Source organism: Acuticoccus mangrovi (assembly GCF_016411865.1).
Classification (GTDB): Bacteria; Pseudomonadota; Alphaproteobacteria; order Rhizobiales; family Amorphaceae; genus Acuticoccus; species Acuticoccus mangrovi.
Genome location: NZ_JAEKJA010000001.1, coordinates 501,892 through 520,013, shown reverse-complemented (window position 1 = coordinate 520,013; position 18,122 = coordinate 501,892). Strand labels below are relative to the sequence as shown.

Here is an 18,122-nt window from a genome sequence, read left to right as displayed (position 1 = left end):
CTCAGCCGGCGAAGCGGGTCTCCGGGATCCCTTTCGCCGGCAGCCCCGTCACCGCGAAGAGGCCGCCCGCGAGCGGCGGAACCGGATCGTAGGCCGCCCCGCCGATGGAGGTGAGGTAGAGCGTGTCGAGCCCGGGGCCGCCGAACATTGGCTTGGTCGGTCGCTCCACGGGCAGCTCGATGATCATGTCCACCTTGCCGGCCGGCGTGATCCGCACGAGCTGGGACCCCGCGACCCCCGCCATCCAATAGCAGCCGTCGGCGTCCACCGTGCCGCCGTCGGGGCGGCCGACCACCTCGCGCGTGTCGAAGAACACGCGGCGATCGGTGGGGGTGCCGGTGTCGCGGTCGTAGTCGCACGCCCAGACGGTGCGCACGTCGCGGTGCGAATCGGAGAGGTACATGGTGGTCCCGTCGGGCGAGAAGGCGAGACCGTTGGTGGTGTAGACGCCGTCGAGCCACTTGGTGACGGTGCCGTCGGGATCGACGCGATAGAAGGCGGCTTCCGCACGCTGCGGCTTCATCATGCCGTAGGAGCCGAGCCACCAGCGCCCGTCCCGATCGGTCGCCGAATCGTTGAAGCGGTTCTCCGGCCGGTCCTGCTCAGGCGCGGCGAGAAGGCTCCGCTCCCCCGTACCGAAGTCGTAATAGTAGATGCCCGACTCGGTGCCCATGATGGCCCCGCCGCCGGCCCGCAGCGCGAAGCAGCCGAGCCGCTCCCCGATCGCGATCGGCGCCCGCGGGCCCGACACCGGATCGAACGCATGGAGGAGCCCTGCGTCGATGTCGGCCCAATAGAGGACCCCCTCCTGATCGTCCCACACGGGGCTTTCGCCGAGCTTTGCTCCGGCGTCGTGAACGCATTCCACTTTGACCATGACGATATCCTTAGGCGCGGCTCGCAAGGTCCTCAGCGCCGAGCGCGGTGAGCGCAGTCGAGACGATGCCCGCCGCGTCGAGGCCCGCGGTGGCATACATTGCGTCGGGCTTGTCCTGATCCATGAAGCGATCGGGCAGCATCATCGGGCGGACTTTGAGGCCACGATCGAGCGCGCCTTCGCTCGCAAGGAGGGTCAGGACGTGGCTGCCGAAGCCCCCCACCGAGCCCTCCTCCACGGTGATCAGAACCTCGTGCTCGCGCGCGAGGGAGAGGATCAGGTCGCGGTCGAGGGGCTTGGCGAACCGGGCGTCGGCCACCGTCGGGGCGAGGCCCTTGGCGCCGAGCTCGTCGGCCGCCTCCAGCGCCGCGGCGAGACGGCCGCCATAGGAGAGGATCGCGATGGTCTTGCCCTCGCGCACCATGCGGCCCTTGCCGATGGGGAGCGGCGTGCCACGCTCCGGCAGCTCCACCCCCACCCCCTCCCCGCGCGGGTAGCGGAAGGCGATCGGGCCGTCGTCGTAGGCGGCGGCGGTGGCGACCATGTGGACGAGTTCCGCCTCGTCGCCCGGCGCCATCACCACCATGCCCGGCAGGCAGGCGAGATAGGTGGTGTCGAAGGCACCCGCGTGGGTCGCCCCGTCGGCGCCGACGAGGCCGGCACGGTCGATCGCAAAGCGCACCGGCAGCCCCTGGATGGCGACATCGTGCACCACCTGGTCGTAGGCGCGCTGCAGGAAAGTGGAATAGATGGCACAGAACGGCTTCATGCCCCCCGCGGCGAGGCCGGCGGCGAAGGTGACGGCGTGCTGCTCGGCGATCCCCACGTCGAAGGTGCGCGAGGGAAACACCTTGTCGAAGAGATCGATGCCGGTGCCGGAGGGCATCGCCGCGGTGATCCCGACGATCCGGTCGTCGTCCTGCGCCTCGGCGACGAGGGCCTGGCCGAACACCTTGGTATATTGCGGCGCGTTGGACTTGCCCTTCGCCTGCTTGCCGGTGATGACGTCGAACTTCGAGACGCCGTGATACTTGTCGGCGGAGTTCTCCGCCGGTGGGTAGCCCTTGCCCTTCTGGGTGACGACGTGGACGAGGACCGGCTTGTTGTCGGCGTCCCGCACGTTCTTCAGAACCGGCAGCAGGTGGTCGAGATTGTGCCCGTCGATCGGCCCCACATAGTAGAAGCCGAGCTCCTCGAAGAGGGTGCCGCCCATGGCGATGCCCTTGGCGAACTCCTCCGCCCGCGCGGCTCCGCGGGCGACGAATTTCGGCAGGCCGCGCATCATCCCCTTCATCGCCTCGCGCAGCGTGGAGTAGGAGCCGCCCGACGCGAGGCGGGCGAGATAGGCACTCATCGCCCCGACGGGCGGCGCGATCGACATGTCGTTGTCGTTGAGGATCACGATGAGGCGGGCGTCGTGGGCGCCGGCGTTGTTCATCGCCTCGTAGGCCATGCCCGCCGACATCGCGCCGTCGCCGATCACCGCGATCACCTCGTTGTCGCCGCCCTTGAGGTCGCGCGCGGTGGCGAAGCCGAGGCCCGCCGAGATCGAGGTGGAGGAATGGGCGGCGCCGAACGGGTCGTAGGGGCTCTCGGAGCGCTTGGTGAAGCCGGAGAGGCCGCCGCCCTGGCGCAGCGTCGTCATCCGGTCACGCCGACCGGTGAGGATCTTGTGCGGATAGCATTGGTGGCCGACGTCCCAGATGAGGACGTCGCGCGGCGTATTGAAGACGTAGTGGAGCGCCACGGTGAGCTCCACCACGCCGAGGCCGGCGCCGAGATGGCCACCCGTGACCGACACCACCTCGATCAGCTCGTCGCGCAGCTCGTCGGCGAGGGCCCTCAGGTCCTTCTCCGGCAACGCTCTCAGATCTTTCGGCGTGTGGACCCGGTCGAGCAATTGTCGCACGTTGAGCCCCGTTCATACACTAGAAGGGTTCACACCTAGCCCCGGGCCGAGGGGGGATCAACCATCTCGCACCCTGGGCGTGGGACGCGGCAGCGGAGCGCGGCCACCGCCACGCTCCTGACGCGGCCCTCAGCTCGCCGCGAGCACCCGCTCGATCTCGGGCAGCGGATGCCTGGTCAGCTCCTTGGCGACGTCGAGCACGATCTTCTCCTCGACCTCCTTGTGGAGCCCCTTGCGCAGCTCGCCGAGCACCACCGGCGGCGCCGCGACGATCAGCGTGTCGTAGTCGCCGCGATGCGCGGCCTTGTAGAGGCGCTCGGCGATCTCCTTGGCAAAGCGCTCCTTTTCGAGGCGATGCCAGTCGGTGTCGGCGACGGCGCTGCTGTGGGGCCCCGGCCCATCGCTCAAGCGACCGGGAGGATGAGCCCCCTGCTCGCGCGACGGCGGATTGTCCTGTGCCATGGTCCGCACGACGGTGAGATGGGGCGACGCGGTCGTGCCCTCGTTCCGCAGGAACAGGGCCTTCTCCCCGTCCCCGACCACGACCCAGGCATTGGCCGGAATCTTTGCCATTGAAGCCTCCGTTGGCTGGTCCTTATCAACCAATCGGAAGCGCTGCCGTTCCAGAGTGTTGCACGTCGGCTTTCAGGGTGCGCGCCAGCACGTCGAGCCAATTTCGGTAGCAAACCGCGTCGATCAGCTCCGCGCCGTAGCCGGCCTGCTCCATCGCCGCGACAAGATGCGGCAGCCCCGCGGCGTCGCCGATGGCGGCCGGCACCAGCGCCCCGTCGAAATCGGAGCCGAAGGCGACCCCGCGGGGGCCGAGCTTTTCGAGCAGGTGGTCGAGATGGCGCGTCATCAAGGAGAGCGGCGTCTCGGCGTGACGGCGGCCGTCCTCGCGCAGGAAGAAGGTGGCGAAGTTGAGCCCCGCGAGCCCCTCCGAATCGCGGATCGCGTCCATCTGCGCATCGGTGAGGTTGCGCGAGACCGGGCAGATCACGTGCGCGTTGGAGTGGGTGGCGACGATCGGCGCGTCGGAGACGGCGACGACGTCCCAGAAGCCCTTCTCGTTGAGGTGGCTCACGTCGACCATCACGCCGAAGGCGTTGCACGCCTTGACGAGGGCGATGCCGCGCTCGGTCAGCCCCTCGCCGATGTCGGGCGTCGAGGGAAAGCGGAACGGCACGCCGTGGCCGAAGATCGTCGGCCGGCTCCACACGAGGCCGAGCGAGCGCACGCCCGCCTGCACGAGGATCTCCAGTTCGTCGAGGTCGGGGCCGATCGCCTCGGCCCCCTCGAGGTGCAGCATCATCGCGAAGCGCCCCTCGGCGTGGGCGGCGGCGATGTCGGCGACGCTGCGGCAGATGCGCACCGCGCCGGCGGAGGCCCGCTCCACGCGGAAGGCGATGGCGAGCTGCGACAAGGTGACGGCGAGCGCGCGCTCGTGATCGAGCGCGGCGAGGGAGGGCGGCGCGAGGCTGCCGTCGGCGCGCTGCGCCGGCCCCTCCGCCGCCGGACGCGCGTCGGGCACGAAGGTGGCGAAGAGCCCGCCGGCGAGACCGCCCCGGCGGGCACGCGGCAGATCGAGGTGACCGTCGGTCCCCTCGGAGAGGAAGCGGGCTCCGGTTCGGTCGCGCTGCCACAGGCGCAGGAGCACGTCGTTGTGGCCGTCGAAGATGCGTTGCGTCACGCGATCACTCCTCAAGAGGCCCATCGTGAGCCTCCGGGGCCGGCAACGTCAATCGTCGCGTCTCAGCGCGCCTCCTGGATCATCTCGAGCGCATCGACGGCGCGCGGATCCTCCATATTGCGCACGAAGTCCTCGACGAACGGGGCCACGGCGGCGCGCCAGAGCTCCTGGTCGACCGCGGCGCGGGAGGCGCCGAGCGCCATCGCACGCTGGAGCGCCGCCTCCTGCTCCTCGGCGGCGATCTCGTTGAAATAGGCCGCCGCCTCCTCGCTCGCCTTCTGGAACAGCGCGCGCTCGTCCGCGTCGAGACCGGCCCAGAAGTTGGCGTCGAAATAGACCACGCCGACGGCCCAGATATGGGCAGTCTCGGTGAGCACCGGCGCGACCTCGTAGAGCTTCAGCGCCTCGAAGCCCGACTTCGTCATGTCCATCGCGTCGACGACGCCGTTGGAGAGGGCGGTGTAGGCCTCGGTGATGGGCAAGGCCGTGGGATTGGCGCCGAGCGAGCGCCAGAGCGCCACGTGCAGATCACTCTGCAGCACGCGCATGGTGAGACCATCGACGTCGCCCGGCTCGGTGAGCGGCGTCTTGCCGAGGAGATGGCGGGCGCCGAAGATGATGAAGGCCGGCGTCTCGAACCCTTCGGCGCGATAGGCGGCCTTCAGCTCGTCGCCGAGCGGACCCTCGAGCACGCGCTCGATGTGGGCGGCGTCCTGAAACACGAAGGGCAGATCGAGCACGGCGCCGAGCGGCACCCAGGTGGTGAGGTTGGCGATGGTGGATTCGGCGCCGGTGATGGCGCCGAGGCGGATCGCTTCGGCCTCCTCCTTCTCTCCGCCGAGCGCGCCGTTCGTGACGATGTTGATGTCGTAGGCGCCGGGCCGCTCGCGCTCCAGGATCTCGGCGAAGCGCTCCCACAGGAGCGTTTGCGGCTTGCCGGGACCATATTGCGAGGTCAGCGTCAGTCGCTCGGCGGCGGAGGTGGGAGCGGGAGCGGCCGCAAGGCCGAGCGCGAGGGCGCAGGCTGCGGCGGCGGCAAGGCGGAACATCGGGACACCCCGTTCTGTTGCGTCAGACGTCGCCTCGTCGTCTCACACCTTCCTCCCGCATCACAACAGCCGCACCAGCCCTAAAGTCGCCCCCGGAGCGAGGAGCAGGATTGCAGCAGCGAATAGCAGCGCCAGAAGGTAAGGAATCACGGCGCGGTAGACGCCGTCGATGCCGGTGATGTCCTTCGCCACCAGGACGAGCATGCCGACGGGCGGCGTGAGACCGCCGAGAAGCAGCGCCACGGTGATGACGAGTGTCGCCTGGATCGGGTCGATCCCGGCCGCCACCGCAGGGGGCAGGAGCACGGGCAGGAACAACAGGATCGCCGCGCCGACGTCGAGCACGGTGCCGACGAGGAGGGAGACGAGCACCGCTCCCAACAGGACGACGGGGCCGGAGCCGGTCGGCAAGAGGCTCGCGACGTCGATGCCGCCGGTGGCGAAGAGGAAGCCCACAGGCGCCGAGGCGCCGATGATGAGCCCCACCCGTCCGGTCTGGGTGGCGGCATCGACGAACGCTTCGGCGACGGCGCCGATCCCCCGCTCGGCGACGGCGAAGATCCCCGCCCCGGCGACCGCGAGAATCCCCGCCTCCACCGCGGTGACGAGGCCGAGCCGGAGCCCGGCAAGCACCGCGACGGCGATCGCGGCGGGCGGCAGAAGGCCGAGCAGAACGTCGATGCCCCGCCGCCCGGCCGCCCCGGCTTCCCCCGCATCGATCGATGGCGGCGGATCGCCGCGCGGCGGCGTCAGGCGGACGGCGAGCCATAGGGTGGCCGTCATCACCAGTCCCGCTCCGACGCCGGCGAGCCACAGCGCTCCCACCGACTGGTCGGTGGCCGCCGCCGCGAGGAGCAGGGCGATCGACGGTGGCAGCACGTTGGGCAGCACGGCGGCCGCCGCGGTGATCGCGGCGGCACGCGCCGGCGGGTAGCCCGCCGCCACCATGCCCGGCACGATCAGCCGGGCCCCGAGCGCCACGTCGGCGATGCTCGACCCGGAGACGCCGCCGAAGAGGAGGCTCGTCAGGACGTTGGCCTCGCCGAGGGCGCTGCGCCGTCGCCGCGCCGTCCACTCCGCCGCCGCCACGATGCGCGCGCCGATGCCGCCCGCCACCATGAGCGCCGCCGCCAGAATGAACAGCGGCACGGCGAGGAGCACGTAGGGCGACAGCCCGCGCATGATCGACTGGGCGATGGCGGCGTCGGACAGCGCCCCCGGCGACAGCGCGACCGAGGCGACGAGCGCGAGCGCGACGGGCACGCGGCAGAGCACCGCGACGGCGAATGCGGCGATGCCGGCGGCGATCGGCAGCGTCGGCAGGGGGAGAAGAGCCACCCCCGCGCCCGCCGCGAAGAGGAGGCTGCGCCACCCTCCGGCAAGCCCCACGAGACCCGCAAGCCCCGCCCCGGCCGCCGCCGCGAGATAGCGCCAGCTCGCCGGCCACCCGAGCACGGCCTCGACACCCCCCACCCGCTCGCCCGCCGCAAGGAGGCCCGTCGTCAGCGTGAGGATGGCAAAGCCGGCGACGACGGGTCCCGCGATGCGCCCCACCGCACTGCCTTCCCCCCGCACCATCGATGCGAGGGCGACGAAGGCGAGGATGGAGAAGGCCCACTGCGCCACCGTCCCCGCCCCGACGATCGGGAGGGCGAAGGTCCGCGCCGCGACGTTGAGGGCGAGCGCCGCCACCAGTGCGGCGAGGAGCAGCGCCCCCATCCCGCTCGCCAGACGCTCCAGAAACGCCTCGATCCGCCTCATCCCCGTCTCGCGGGGCGGATCGCGGGAATAACGGCCAGGCCGCGGGCGAGCCGAGCCGTCGGCGACGGGTGGGAGGGTGGTGACGAAGAGGTGGTGCCGGTGATCCTCATGCTCGCATCAGCGCCGCCCGGTGCGCTCGCGTCGGTCGCTCAGCGCGCGGCGGAGCGGCGCGTGAGGCCGCCCTCCCCGGCGATCAGCACCTCGTCGGCCATCCCGATGAAGAGGCCGTGCTCGACCACGCCCGCCATCTCCGACAAGCGCGCCGCGACCATTTCGGGATCCGCGATGTCGCCGAACGGGATGTCGAGGATGTAGTTGCCGTTGTCGGTCACGAGCGGGGCGTCGTCGCCGCGCAGCACCACCTCGACGCCGAAGGTGCGCTCGATTCGCGCCGCCGTCGCGGCGTAGCCGAACGGCACCACCTCCACCGGCAGGGCGAAGCGGCCGAGCTTTTCCACCATCTTCGTGCCATCCACAATAATCACCACACGCTGCGCCATGGCGGCGACGATCTTCTCGCGCGTGAGGCAGGCGCCGCCGCCCTTGACGAGGCGGAAGGCGGGGTCGACCTCGTCGGCCCCGTCGATGGCGAGATCGAGGCCGGTCGGCGCGTCCGCGAGCATCATGTCGGCCAGCGCAATGCCGCAGTCTCGCGCTTTGTTTTCAGTGGCTTGCGAGGTTGCCACCACGGCGCCGAGGGTGAGGCCCGCCGCAACGCGCCGGCCGAGGGCCTCGACGAACAGAAGCGCCGTCGAACCGGAGCCGAGGCCGAGCCGCATTCCGGGCTCCACCAGGGCGGCGGCAGCCTCGGCCACCTCGCGCTTGGCGGCCAGCATCCTGTCAGCCGTGTTCGGCGGTCCCATGTTGCATCCCCTTGACCGATCCCCTACAGCGCACATAGCGCTGACGATGTTCCCATAGCGCCTGGCCGGGCCATCGCGATAGACCCGCATGGCCGCGCCGAGTATCGATTTCCCCGCCACTGTCATGGAGCGGTCGAGTTTGTCCCACGGAGCGTTCGAGTCGCATCGATCGGCGACCCATCGGAAAGGCGGCCCCCGCCCTTCCCTCATCGCCCTAGACCTGCACTAGCACGAGGTTCGGCGATGCGACTCATCCTGCACATCGGCTCCACCAAAACGGGCAGCTCCGCGCTACAGTCCACCCTCTTTCACCGCCGCAACGAGCTTGCCGACGTCGGCGTGCACTATAGCACCCTCGGCGTGCAGGCCGGCGCGCATCATCTCCTCGCCGCGGCGATCCATCCCGGCGCCTGGAAGATGCACGTCAAGGATCTGCCGGAGGACCGCGCCGCCTACTTCGACGACACCGCCGCCGTCATCATGCATGACGCCGAGCTGAGCGGCGCCGACACGGTGGTGATCTCGTCGGAATATTTCTGGGGCTCGCTGCCGGTCCAGGTCTACAAGACGTTCCGGGAGGCGTTCGAGCCAGCCCAGTTCGAGATCATCGCCTACGTGCGCCGGCAGGACGAGTGGGCGATGTCGTCCTACCTGCAGGCGGTGAAGACGGGCGAGTCCCTGCCCTTTGCCGAGTGGTTCGAGAAGAAGCTGATGCGCGCGACGAGCGGGCTGCACTACTTCCGCATCATCAGCCGCTGGGCCTATTTCCTCGACGCCAAGGTCCACGTGCTGCGCTATCAGGACGTGAAGACGAACGTCTACAAGGGCTTCGCCGACGCGCTCGATATCCCGGTCGACACCAACATCGAGCTCGACCGGGTGAACCCCTCCCCCTCGCCGGAAGGCCTGGAGCTGCTCCTCGCGGTGAACCGGTCCGACCTGTCGGCGGAGCAGAAGCTCGAGCGCCGACGGGAGATCATGTCGACCCACCGTGCCTCCGGTCCCGTCACGCTGCTGATGGACGGACCGGAGCGCGACCTCATCATGAAAGTGGCGCGACCCTCGGATCGGCTGATTGCGCGGGAATATCTACATTCTGATTCGCCGCTGTTTGCGCCCCCGGATGCGCAGCTTCAGCCGGTGTCGGACCCCGCCTGAGCGCCTTGAAGTGCTCCGTCAGCGGGCACGCCTTGGCCCAGTCGACCCGCGCCGGCAACGACCATAGCTCGTCGAGGTCGAAGCCGAGCAGCGCGTTGTTGAGCGCGACCGGGTCCTCCATCAAATGGCGCTCCAGCACCACGCCGCGGCCGTAGTCGCGGATCCGCTCCGCCTGCGCCCCGAGGTCGAACGACACCGTCGGCAGATGCAGCGCCAGCGCCACCGACAGGGTGAACACGTAGGTCTCCGGCCAGATGGAGGAGACGAGGCAGAGATCGGGCTTGATCTCCTCGATCCGGCGCACCGCCGCGGCATCGCCGTGGTAGCGGCCGTGCACGGTGACGCTCTTGCCCGTGCGGATCTCGCGCATCGAGGTGTAGCCGACGACCTCGAGGTGGAGCGGCAGGTTGCGGTGGGCGATGTCCTGCAGCATCGCGTGGAGAAGATAGGCCCCCTTGTGGGGACCGATCGCACCGAGGATGAGGATGTGGCGCTTGCCGTCGCTCTGCGTCGGCTTCTGCAGCGGCTTCACGTCGAGGAGGTGGGGCTCCGGGTGCGGGTGCACCTTGACCTTCGAGACGTCCACCAGGCGGCGGGCACGCAACGCCGCCTCTTCGCTCGGAGCGCTCACCACCTCGGCGTTGGCGAGATAGGCGCGGAAGCGGTCGCGCCAGTCCGAGATGCGCACCCACTCGAAGGGGGCCGTCGTCGCCGCGAGGCACGGCACGCAGCGGCTGACGTCGGTCTCGCCGCAATAGCGATCCTCGGCGTCGAGGAAGGTCAGCCGCGGGCAGAGCGGCTGATGGTCGTGCCAGACATGCCAATAGGGCCGGTTCGAGGCCGTCAGCGCCTCGATCAGACGGGCGATCGAGGGCACCGACAGGCCGGCGAAGGAATTCATGTGGCAGAGCTCGGGATCGAGGATCGCGATGATCCGCTCCAGGAAGTCCTTGTGCCGCTCGAGGTTGAGGGATTCGAGGTTCGGCAGGTAGGGCAGCGGCCTGCCGTCGAACGCGGCGACCTGGATGAAGCCTTCCCGCTGGGTCTGGATCACCACGCCGCGTGAGACGATGTCGGCAAAGCCGTTTTCGAGCAGCGACAAGCGGGTGTTCTCGAGGAAGGTCTCGACCCCGCCGCCGCGGGTGTGGCTGAAGAAGAGCACCGACACCGACCCGAGCGCCTCGGCGAGGCGGGCGACGTCGAAGAGGACGCGGGAGGGCAGCACCGGATCGGCGGCGATGTGACGCGCGACGCGGCCGGCATAGTCCGGGTGCTTGGCGGCGAGCAGCGCCTGCGCTTTCTGCGAGCGCGCCACTTGCGAGGCGCCGAAGGAGGCGGAGCCGTAGTGTCGCACATAGACGCCGGTCGCCATCACGTTGCGCCAGCCCACCTTGAGGGCGCGCATGCAGAAGTCGCACTCCTCGCCGTAGCCGAGGCCGAAGGTTTCCTCGTCGAAGAGGCCCACCTCGGCAAGGGCGGTGCGCCGGATCGCCATGCAGAAGCCGACGCCGGTGGGCACGTCCACCACCGTGCTGCCGTTGGCGCGCGCGGCGAGGCGGTCGAGCGTCGCCGAATCCACCTCGAGCTCGTAGTCGTTGTCCGTCGCGGTGTGTGGATAGCTCGCGATGGTGGCGTTGTTGGAGAGCGGTGTGACGGTGGCGATGCGCGGATCGTCGCGCAGCGGCGTCATCAGGCGGTCGATCCACCCCTCGTGCACCTTGGTATCGGCGTTGAGGATGATGACGTCGCGGTTGGGGTTCTCCGCCATGCCGCGATTGACGCTCGCCACGAAGCCCCGATTGGTCTCGTTGACGATGAGGCGGATGTGGCCGGATGCGGCGAGGCGCGCCAGGAGCGCCGACACCTCCGGCTCCGGCGAGCAGTCGTCGACGACGAGGCATTCGAACGGCGTCTCGTTGTGGGCCGCGAGCACGCTGTGCAGCGTCGTCGCCACGTGCGGCAGGCTCTTGTAGACCGGGATCACCACGTTGACCGCGGGTGCCGTGGGCGGATCGATCAGCCGCTTGGGCAGGGCGGCCCAGACGTCGGCCGCCGGCACCGGCGGCAGCTCGAACGGCGTGCTCGGCCGCTCCAGCGTGCGCTGGCGCGCCTTGGAGACGGTGGCGATGCGCCCTTCCTGACGACCGTGCGTCAGGTAGTGCTGGAAGGGGTTCACCCCCAGGGTGCCCACGTCGTGATACATCTCGAGGTAGGCGGTGGTGGAGAAGGTCTCCGAGGGGTCCTTCCCCTCCTTCCAGCCGACGAGGATATAGTGCCGCACCGGCCCGATCCGCAGCCGCCGCACCTCCGGATAGGTCGACAGATAGAAGTTGTCGTCGAAGTCCTTGTGGATGTCGCGGCGAATGCGGCGGTACTTCCTGCCCTTCCAATACCAGCGCAGGTGAAGCCAGGTGGACCGCGGACGGACCAGGAACGGCAGATACTCGCGGAGGGTGGACAGAAAGGACAAGGTCAGCGCCACACCAGGAGGTCGAGCAGATAGCGACCGTAACCGCTCTTTTCCTGCTCGGCACCGAGGGATTCGAGGGTGGCATCGTCGATCCAGCCGCGGCGCCAGGCAATCTCCTCGGGGCAGCAGATGCGCAGCCCCTGCCGCTGCTCCAGCGCACGGATGAACATCGAGGCGTCGACGAGGGAGTCGTGCGTTCCCGTATCGAACCAGGCGTAGCCCCGGCCCATGATTTCCGCCGCGAGGGCGCCCCTGTCGAGATAAGCCTGGTTCACGTCGGTGATCTCGAGCTCGCCCCGTGCAGAGGGTGCGATTCCCGCCGCAATGTCGAGCACCGCGTTGTCGTAGAAGTAGAGGCCGGTGACGGCGTAGTTGCTGCGGGGCGTCGTCGGCTTCTCCACGATGGCGGTGGGCCGCCCGTCCCTGCCGAATTCGAGGACGCCGTAGCGCTCCGGGTCCTTCACCGTGGTGGCGAAGATCGTGCCGCCTTCGAGGCGTGTCGCCGCGGCGCTGAGCAGCGTCTCGAGCCCGTGGCCGTAGAAGATGTTGTCGCCGAGCACGAGGGCGACGCGGTCCGTTCCCACGAAGCCGCGGCCGATGATGAAGGCCTGCGCCAGCCCTTCGGGCTTCGGCTGCTCGGCATAGGAGATCGAGACGCCCCAGCGCCGCCCGTCGCCCAGCAGGCGCTGGAACAGGGGGGCGTCCTCGGGTGTCGTGATCAAGAGGATGTCGTCGATCCCCGCCAGCATCAACACGCTGAGCGGGTAGTAGATCATCGGCTTGTCGTAGACCGGCAGGAGCTGCTTGGAGATGACGTTGGTCGCCGGCTTCAGCCGCGTGCCGGCACCTCCAGCCAACACAATTCCCTTGGTTTTCGCCACGTCGCTACTCCACCCAACGGCGATGGCTTAAGGGCCCGCCGGGGCGCGATCAACCCTCCCCCGCAATCGCCAGGAAAACTGGCGTCATCGCAGCGCTGCAACTGGGTGTTGCAGCGCTCCGACCCGCGGCGGAAGCGCTCAGGCGGCGTGGCCGAGCCCGGCCGAGCCGGGTTTGGCGTCGTTGGCCGGCTCGACCGGCGGAAGGTGCCCCGCCCCCTCGACGTAGCGCTGCAGGCCGGGCCAGCCTTCGCCGGACAGAAACTCGCGCACCACCATCTTCAGTTCGTGGATCACCGCCCGCGTGCTCTGCGACACCGGCCGCTGCGACGAGGTGGACAGAAGCAGCGTCCGCGCCACGGGCGGATCGACGATCGGCTGGCCGATCAGCCCGTCCTCGGGAGTGAGCGCGCCACGCGGCAGCATGGTGGAGGCGACGCCCTCGCGCACCAGCGTCTTGATGGCGGCGAGCGAATCGATCTCCGCCCGCACGTCGAGAGCGAGGCGGTAGTGGCCCGCGACCCGCTCCACGAGGAGGCGCAGGCCGTGATTGCGGCGCGGCAGGATGAGCGGATGGGTGGTGACGTCGCGGAAGCGGATGGGATCGGCCCCGCTCTGGGCGGTGCCGACGAACACCAGCTCCTCGCGCACCAGGGGCTCGGTGAGGAAGTGCTGGGTGCGCGTCGCATCGTGCAGCACGGCGATGTCGAGAAGGCCGTTCGAGAGCCACTCGTTGACGTAGCCCGAAAGGCCCTCGGTGAACTCCAGCTCCAGCTCCGGATGGCTGCGCCCGATACGCGCCAGGAGCGGCGGAGCGAGATAGCGGATCACCGTCGGCGTGGAGCCGATCAGGATGGTGCCGCGCGCCACCCCCATGCTGTCGCGAACGTCCTGCTCGGCCTGTCGGATGGCTTCCAGGATCTCGCCCACGTGGCCGTAGAGCTGCTCGCCGGCGTCGGTGAGCTTCACGCCCCGACCGTTGCGGAAGAACAGCGGCGTGCCGAGGGCTTCTTCAAGGTTCGCCACCTGTCGGCTGACGGCGGGCTGGGCCACCGAGAGGGCCGCGGCCGCCCGCGACACGCTGCCCGCATCGGCGACTCGCTTGAAATAGCGAAGCTGCTTGATCTCCATACTCCCCCCGCACACCGGCTCGAGGCGGCGCACCAGGTCAAGTGCGTCGCGGCTGATCGTTCTCCAAGACTGGCAATGGTTCCCTCCGCCGGCATCCGCCGGATCGGCTGCCGGCCAGCCCGCACGCTCCGCCCACGCATCGGCAGGCGACGTGGGGCCGCTCATGGCGCGGCCGCTTGGGATCGCTCACATGTCTAGCCGACCGGCCCTACTCATGGCCGCCGGGGACGTGAGAACCGTCCGGTTGGTGCCGCAGCGGCGAGATACGCCACCGCGTCACGACACCCTCTTCGACGTGGGCGAGCACCCTACCCCACGAACATGGTGCGGAGATTGTCTCCCGAACCGGGGCTCTCCGCCGCCCGCCTCAGAGGCCGTAGCGATCCCAGAGGCGGTCGGAGCGGACGGCACCGATGAGGCTGTCGGCCGAGAGGGCGGCGCCGAGCCCCAGCCGGCCGCGCAGGAAGGAGGGACGCCGCGCCGGCACCTCCCGCACCGCGACGCGGGCGCCGTAGCGCTCGCGCAGGACGTCGCGCAGGTTGCCGATCCGATCCACCAGGCCGAGCGCCCTGCCCGCCTCGCCCGACCAGAAGCGGCCGGTGAAGAGGTCCGGATCGTCGGCGAGACGCGCGCCGCGGCGCTCCTTCACCACGGCGATGAAGGCGGCGTGGATGTCGGCTTGCACGGCGTGCAGGATGCCGACGTCGCTTGGCTTCTCCGGTTGGAAGGGGTCGAGCACGGACTTGTTCTCGCCCATCGTGTAGACGCGGCGCTCGACGCCGATCTTCTGCAGCAGCTCCGGAAAGCCGAAGGTGGCGGTGACGACTCCGATGGAGCCGACGATCGACGTGGCATCGGCGATGATCTCGTCACCCGCCGTCGCGAGCCAGTAGCCGCCGGAGGCCGCGACGTCCTCCACGAACACGAGGACGGTCTTCTTCTTCTCCTGCGCGAGGCCGCGGATGCGTGAGAAGATCAGCGAGGACTGGACCGGCGAGCCACCCGGCGAGTTGATCGCGAGGGCGACGGCCGGCCCCTTCATCGCGAACGCCCTGACGAGCGCCGCCTCCACCGATGCCGCCGAGAGGCCGGGCCGCAGTGACGAGCCCATGCCAATCACCCCCTGAAGCCGCACCAGGGGGATCGTCGTCCTACGCTTGGGCCAGAGCCGCATCGTCACTCCTCGGTCTCGCGCGAAACGGCGAACCGTCGCGCCGCCACATCGCCCGCCCGGTGCGGACCGCCCCGGGCGGGGCCTTTCATGTGGGGTGGGTTCGGGGAAGGAAAAGTCAGCCGGCCGGCAGCCGCCCGTCGGCTTCGAGGCGTTTGCGGATCGCCAGGAGGTCCTGCCAGGCGAGGCGCTTCTGCGCCGGCGTGCGCAGGAGATAGGCGGGATGGAAGGTCGCCATCGCCTCGATCCCGTCGGCCTCGCCCTCGGCGAAGGGGTAGCGTACGAAGCGGCCGCGCTGACGCATGATGCCGGCGTCGTTGCGCAGCAGCGTCTTCGCCGAGGCGCCGCCGAGCGGCACCAGGATGTGCGGCCGCACAAGGCGGATCTCCTGCCGCACGAAGACCTCGCAGGTGGCCGTCTCGATGGGGCTCGGCGTGCGGTTGCCGGGCGGGCGCCAGGGGATGACGTTGGAGATGAACACGTCGCGCCGGGTGAGGCCGATAGCCGCAAGCATCTTTTCAAGGAGGCGCCCCGAGCGGCCGACGAAGGGTCGGCCGGCATCGTCCTCCTCCCGCCCCGGCGCCTCGCCGACGAACATGATCGGCGCCCCCTGCGGCCCCTCGCCGAAGCAGGTCGAGCGCGCCGTCCGCTTGAGCGGGCAGCCCTCGAACCCGGCGAGCGCCTCGCGCAGCGCGGCAAGGCTCGTCGCCGTGCGCGCGGCTTCGCGGGCGGCATGCACGGCCTCGTGCGCCTCGCGCCGCTCCGCCGGAGCAACCGTCGAAGTGCGTGCCACAGCGGCGACGGGTGCCGGCGGGCGCGCCGGCGCCACGGTCGGCGCCACGGTCGGCGCGCGCTGGGGCGGCGCCGCGGGGTGGCGCGGCGGCATCGGACGATCGGGCTCCCGGCGCGCCTCCGGTGGCCGTTGGGAGGGGGCACTCGCGAGGGCATGCGCCGTCATCGCAAGGGGGGCGGCGTCCACCTCGCTGAACCGATCCTGGGGCGTCTCGGCGAGCCGAGCAGTCACACCCGAGGCGGAAAGGAAGGCCTCGAGTCGCGCCCGATCCTGTTGTGCCTCTTCCATCACCGGCTACCTTCGACGTATTCAAACCTAACGATTGAGGCGCGTGGCTGTCGAGCCGCGCCAACGAGACGGCCCCCGAGGGAGACAGAATGACCATCGAGCGCGAGCGCATGGACTACGACGTGGTGATCGTCGGCGGGGGCCCTGCGGGCCTCGCTGGGGCGATTCGCCTGAAGCAGATCGCCGCCGAGAAGGGCGAGGAGCTGTCGGTCGTGCTCGTGGAGAAGGGGTCGGAGGTCGGCGCGCACATCCTGTCGGGCGCCGTCATCGATCCCTCCGGTCTCGACACGCTGGTACCCGAATGGCGCACCGACGCGGAATGCCCGCTGAAGACGGAGGTGACGCGCGACGTCTTCCAGTTCCTCGGCCCCGCCGGCAGCATCAATCTGCCGACGATGCTGATGCCGCCGCTGATGTCGAATCACGGCAACTTCATCGGCTCGCTCGGCAATCTGTGCCGCTGGCTCGGCGGCCTCGCCGAAGGGCTCGGGGTGGAGATCTATCCCGGTTTTCCCGCCGCCGACTTCGTGCGCGACGACGGCGGCGCCATCATCGGCATCGTGACGGGCGACTTCGGCATCGGCCGCGACGGCGAGCCGAAGGATTCCTTCACTCCCGGAATCGAGCTCTGCGGCAAGTACGTGGTGCTCGCCGAGGGCGTGCGCGGCTCCCTCACCAAGCGGGCGATCGCCGAGTTCGCCCTCGACGCCGGCCGCGAGCCGCAGAAATACGGCATCGGCCTCAAGGAGCTGTGGCGCGTCACCGACGCGGTGTTCGAGCCCGGCATGGTGCGCCACACCATGGGCTGGCCACTGAAGAACGACACCGGCGGCGGCTCCTTCCTCTACCACTACGGCGACAACATGATGGCGCTCGGCATGGTGGTTCACCTCAACTACCAGAACCCCCATCTCGACCCCTTCCAAGAGCTGCAGCGCCTCAAGACCCACCCCGCCATCGCGCCCTATCTGGAAGGCGCGACGCGCGAAGCCTACGGCGCCCGCGCCATCGCCGAAGGCGGCTACCAGTCCGTCCCCAAGCTCGTCTTCCCCGGCGGATGCCTCGTGGGCTGCGCGGCGGGCTTCGTCAACGTGCCGCGGATCAAGGGCAGCCACAATGCGCTGAAGAGCGGCATGCTCGCCGCCAACCACATCGCCGCGGCGATCGCGGCGGGCCGAGCCGGCGACACCCTCGACAGTTACGAGGCGGCCTGGCGCTCCTCCGACATCGGCCGCGACCTGAAGCCGGTGCGCAACGTCAAGCCGCTGTGGTCGAGGCTCGGCACCTTCGGCGGCCTCATGGCGGGCGGGCTCGACATGTGGCTCAACACCCTCCTCGGCTTCTCCCCGTTCGGCACGCTCGGCCACGGCAAGCCCGACTATGCGGCGCTGAAGCCCGCGGCGCAGACCAAGCCGATCGCCTACCCGAAGCCCAACGGCGTCACCACCTTCGACCGCCCCTCCTCGGTCTATCTGTCCAACACCAACCACGAGGAGGACCAGCCCGTTCACCTCAAGGTGGGCGACGCGGCGCTGCAAGCGACGTCCGAGCTCGGTGTTTACGGCGGCCCCTCGCCGCGCTACTGCCCCGCAGGTGTCTACGAATGGCAGACTGAGGACGGCGACCCGCGCTATGTCATCAACGCGCAGAACTGCGTCCACTGCAAGACATGCGACATCAAGGACCCGAACCAGAACATCAACTGGGTGCCGCCGGAGGGTGGCGGTGGTCCGAACTATCTCGGAATGTGAGCCTCGCGGCCCACGACACGCGCCGCGCGGCGGCTATTTGGGAGACAGGAACCATGGCTGAGGGATCGACCCCGGTGTTCCACAACACGCCGGGCGTGACCCGCGTGAGGATCGGCGTGAAGGAGTTCATGTGCATGGGCGCCCTCCCGCCGTTCGATCACCCGCACGTGTTCATCGACATGGGGGGCGATACCGAGGCGATCTGCCCCTACTGCTCCACCGTCTACGTCTACGATCCGTCGCTCGCGCCGGACGAGGCGGACCCGAAGGAATGCATCGCCTCCCCCGCCGTCGCGCACGGCGTCACGGCCTGAGCCGATAGGACGAGCGGCG

Annotated in this window: 15 protein-coding genes; 3 read left to right on the top strand and 12 right to left on the bottom strand. The window is 69.7% G+C overall.

Annotation, left to right across the window (positions count from 1 at the left end; all coding sequences use genetic code 11):
• Position 1: 1 nt before the first annotated feature.
• The 7 genes from JCR33_RS02345 to rpiA all read right to left on the bottom strand — a co-directional run bounded on the left by JCR33_RS02345 (position 2) and on the right by rpiA (position 8,149).
• Positions 2-877: an SMP-30/gluconolactonase/LRE family protein gene (locus JCR33_RS02345; protein ID WP_198880385.1), complete on the bottom strand. Its 876-nt coding sequence runs from the start codon at positions 875-877 to the stop codon at positions 2-4.
• Between the two features lie 10 nt (positions 878-887).
• The gene (gene dxs, locus JCR33_RS02340; RefSeq protein ID WP_332461099.1) at positions 888-2,786 is read right to left on the bottom strand and encodes a 1-deoxy-D-xylulose-5-phosphate synthase; all 1,899 of its coding nucleotides are present in this window, start codon (positions 2,784-2,786) and stop codon (positions 888-890) included.
• 129 nt (positions 2,787-2,915) lie between these two features.
• The gene (locus tag JCR33_RS02335; RefSeq protein ID WP_198880384.1) at positions 2,916-3,359 is read right to left on the bottom strand and encodes a host attachment family protein; all 444 of its coding nucleotides are present in this window, start codon (positions 3,357-3,359) and stop codon (positions 2,916-2,918) included.
• A 25-nt stretch (positions 3,360-3,384) separates the two neighbouring features.
• Positions 3,385-4,476, bottom strand: coding sequence for a dipeptidase (locus JCR33_RS02330; protein WP_332461098.1), 1,092 nt, complete (start codon positions 4,474-4,476; stop codon positions 3,385-3,387).
• A gap of 62 nt (positions 4,477-4,538) precedes the next feature.
• Positions 4,539-5,525, bottom strand: coding sequence for a TRAP transporter substrate-binding protein (locus tag JCR33_RS02325; protein WP_198880382.1), 987 nt, complete (start codon positions 5,523-5,525; stop codon positions 4,539-4,541).
• 60 nt (positions 5,526-5,585) lie between these two features.
• Positions 5,586-7,286, bottom strand: a complete 1,701-nt coding sequence (locus JCR33_RS02320) for a TRAP transporter large permease subunit (RefSeq protein WP_198880381.1) — start codon at positions 7,284-7,286, stop codon at positions 5,586-5,588.
• A gap of 149 nt (positions 7,287-7,435) precedes the next feature.
• Positions 7,436-8,149 (bottom strand): ribose-5-phosphate isomerase RpiA, encoded by a 714-nt coding sequence (gene rpiA / locus JCR33_RS02315; protein ID WP_332461097.1) that lies wholly within the window; start codon positions 8,147-8,149, stop codon positions 7,436-7,438.
• A 243-nt stretch (positions 8,150-8,392) separates the two neighbouring features.
• Between rpiA and JCR33_RS02310 the strand changes: the two genes are divergently transcribed.
• Positions 8,393-9,307, top strand: coding sequence for a hypothetical protein (locus JCR33_RS02310; RefSeq protein WP_198880380.1), 915 nt, complete (start codon positions 8,393-8,395; stop codon positions 9,305-9,307).
• Here JCR33_RS02310 and JCR33_RS02305 read toward each other — a convergent pair.
• From JCR33_RS02305 to JCR33_RS02285, 5 genes are all read right to left on the bottom strand, one after another.
• A complete protein-coding gene (locus JCR33_RS02305; RefSeq protein WP_211110004.1) occupies positions 9,192-11,777 on the bottom strand; it encodes a glycosyltransferase in 2,586 nt (861 codons plus the stop codon). The genes JCR33_RS02310 and JCR33_RS02305 overlap by 116 nt on opposite strands.
• Before the next feature lie 2 nt (positions 11,778-11,779).
• Positions 11,780-12,634 (bottom strand): glucose-1-phosphate thymidylyltransferase RfbA, encoded by an 855-nt coding sequence (gene rfbA, locus JCR33_RS02300; protein WP_211110003.1) that lies wholly within the window; start codon positions 12,632-12,634, stop codon positions 11,780-11,782.
• Between the two features lie 162 nt (positions 12,635-12,796).
• Complete coding sequence (locus tag JCR33_RS02295) at positions 12,797-13,786, bottom strand: LysR family transcriptional regulator (protein ID WP_198880377.1); 990 nt, start codon at positions 13,784-13,786, stop codon at positions 12,797-12,799.
• 367 nt (positions 13,787-14,153) lie between these two features.
• Entirely contained in the window at positions 14,154-14,960 is an 807-nt protein-coding gene (locus JCR33_RS02290) for a S49 family peptidase (protein ID WP_198880376.1), read from the bottom strand.
• 115 nt (positions 14,961-15,075) lie between these two features.
• Positions 15,076-16,038 (bottom strand): uracil-DNA glycosylase, encoded by a 963-nt coding sequence (locus JCR33_RS02285; protein WP_198880375.1) that lies wholly within the window; start codon positions 16,036-16,038, stop codon positions 15,076-15,078.
• Positions 16,039-16,127: 89 nt separating this feature from the next.
• Here JCR33_RS02285 and JCR33_RS02280 point away from each other — a divergent pair, with 89 nt between their 5' ends.
• Positions 16,128-17,789 carry an electron transfer flavoprotein-ubiquinone oxidoreductase gene (locus JCR33_RS02280; RefSeq protein WP_198880374.1) on the top strand — a complete coding sequence of 554 codons (1,662 nt, stop codon included), beginning with the start codon at positions 16,128-16,130 and terminating at the stop codon, positions 17,787-17,789.
• A 53-nt stretch (positions 17,790-17,842) separates the two neighbouring features.
• Complete coding sequence (locus JCR33_RS02275) at positions 17,843-18,103, top strand: zinc-finger domain-containing protein (RefSeq protein ID WP_198880373.1); 261 nt, start codon at positions 17,843-17,845, stop codon at positions 18,101-18,103.
• Positions 18,104-18,122: the final 19 nt, after the last annotated feature.

Coding starts and splice junctions, on each gene's coding strand:
- JCR33_RS02345 (WP_198880385.1), bottom strand. CDS start 877: ATGGTCAAAGTGGAATGCGTTCACGACGCCGGAGCAAAGCTCGGCGAA.
- JCR33_RS02335 (WP_198880384.1), bottom strand. CDS start 3,359: ATGGCAAAGATTCCGGCCAATGCCTGGGTCGTGGTCGGGGACGGGGAG.
- JCR33_RS02325 (WP_198880382.1), bottom strand. CDS start 5,525: ATGTTCCGCCTTGCCGCCGCCGCAGCCTGCGCCCTCGCGCTCGGCCTT.
- JCR33_RS02320 (WP_198880381.1), bottom strand. CDS start 7,286: ATGAGGCGGATCGAGGCGTTTCTGGAGCGTCTGGCGAGCGGGATGGGG.
- rpiA (WP_332461097.1), bottom strand. CDS start 8,149: ATGGGACCGCCGAACACGGCTGACAGGATGCTGGCCGCCAAGCGCGAG.
- JCR33_RS02310 (WP_198880380.1), top strand. CDS start 8,393: ATGCGACTCATCCTGCACATCGGCTCCACCAAAACGGGCAGCTCCGCG.
- JCR33_RS02295 (WP_198880377.1), bottom strand. CDS start 13,786: ATGGAGATCAAGCAGCTTCGCTATTTCAAGCGAGTCGCCGATGCGGGC.
- JCR33_RS02290 (WP_198880376.1), bottom strand. CDS start 14,960: ATGCGGCTCTGGCCCAAGCGTAGGACGACGATCCCCCTGGTGCGGCTT.
- JCR33_RS02285 (WP_198880375.1), bottom strand. CDS start 16,038: ATGGAAGAGGCACAACAGGATCGGGCGCGACTCGAGGCCTTCCTTTCC.
- JCR33_RS02280 (WP_198880374.1), top strand. CDS start 16,128: ATGACCATCGAGCGCGAGCGCATGGACTACGACGTGGTGATCGTCGGC.
- JCR33_RS02275 (WP_198880373.1), top strand. CDS start 17,843: ATGGCTGAGGGATCGACCCCGGTGTTCCACAACACGCCGGGCGTGACC.